At 55.3% G+C, this 1,279-nt stretch carries 1 protein-coding gene; it reads left to right on the top strand.

The genetic code is table 11. From position 1 onward, the window contains the following. Positions 1–92: 92 nt before the first annotated feature. Positions 93–1,235: an IS481 family transposase gene (locus ACW9HX_RS29045; RefSeq protein WP_457383211.1), complete on the top strand. Its 1,143-nt coding sequence runs from the start codon at positions 93–95 to the stop codon at positions 1,233–1,235. Positions 1,236–1,279: the final 44 nt, after the last annotated feature.

The following is a 1,279-nucleotide window of genomic DNA, read 5'->3' as shown; positions in this document are numbered from 1 at the left end:
GGTGTATGTACCGGGGACATGGTGGACAGGTGTTCGGGGACATGGTGGACACTTTTAAATAGACACATTGCTCATCGCGAAGGAGATGGCCTGTGTCTTGGGAAGAGGTGTCAACCATGCAGCTTCGTTCCGAATTCGTTTTATTGGCCCGGCAAGATGGGGCCAATATTCGGCAACTCTGCCGACGCTTTCATATCAGTCCAAGCACCGCTTACAAGTGGCTCGATCGGTACGAAACTTTCGGTCCTGAGGGGTTACTTGACCGGTCTCGGCGCCCGAAATCTTCGCCCAATCGCTGCCCTGATGCGGTCGAGAAGCAGATTCTGACGTTGGGTGTGGAGCACACAGCGTGGGGCGCTCGCAAACTCAAGCGCATCTTGGAAGACGATGGGCACGAGATGCCCGCCGTCAGCACTGTGCACGCGGTTTTGAAGCGCCACGCGCAAGTCGACTCACAAGCGGCGGACATCAAACCGTTCATCCGTTTCGAGCATGAAGCGCCCAATGATTTATGGCAGATGGACTTCAAGGGCCACGTCGGTATGCGTCATGGCCGCTGCCATCCCTTGACGATATTGGATGACCACTCCCGCTTCTCGTTGTGCATCGCCGCTTGCGCCAATCAACAACGCAAAACCGTGGAAGAACAGCTTGTTGGAGTGTTTCGCCGATACGGTCTGCCGCAGCGTATGACCATGGATAACGGTTCGCCATGGGGTGACCAGACCGGGGTCTATACCGCGCTGGAAGTCTGGCTGATGAGACAGGGCATCCGGGTCAGTCACTCCCGGCCCTACCATCCACAAACCCAAGGCAAGATTGAGCGATTCCATCGCAGCTTGAAGGCCGAGGTTCTACAGAATCAGTGCTTCATCGACCTCATCGGAGCGCAAAAGGCCTTCGATACCTGGCGAGAAACTTACAATCAGAAGCGTCCGCATCAAGCCTTGGGAATGGGGGTTCCAGCGAGCCGCTACAGCAGTAGCCCGCTTGAATACCAAGAGACCCTGCCTGTCCTGGAGTACGCGGAAGGAGATCTGGTCAGAAAGGTTCAGGGCAACGGCGAGATGTACTGGAGAAGCAGCCAATTCCCGATTGGAAAGGCCTTCATCGGAGAGCGGATAGCGATCAGGGGAACCACAGAGGATGGCATCTACGATGTCTACTGGAGTAGACATCGCATTGCCCGAATTGACTTGATTCAACAGACCGTTGTATCAGGTAAACGGATTTGAAAACCGTCCACCATGTCTCCGAACATGTGTCCACCATGTCTCCG

Source organism: Pseudomonas sp. SDO52101_S400, from assembly GCF_054071635.1.
This window is presented reverse-complemented; position numbering and strand designations above follow the sequence as displayed.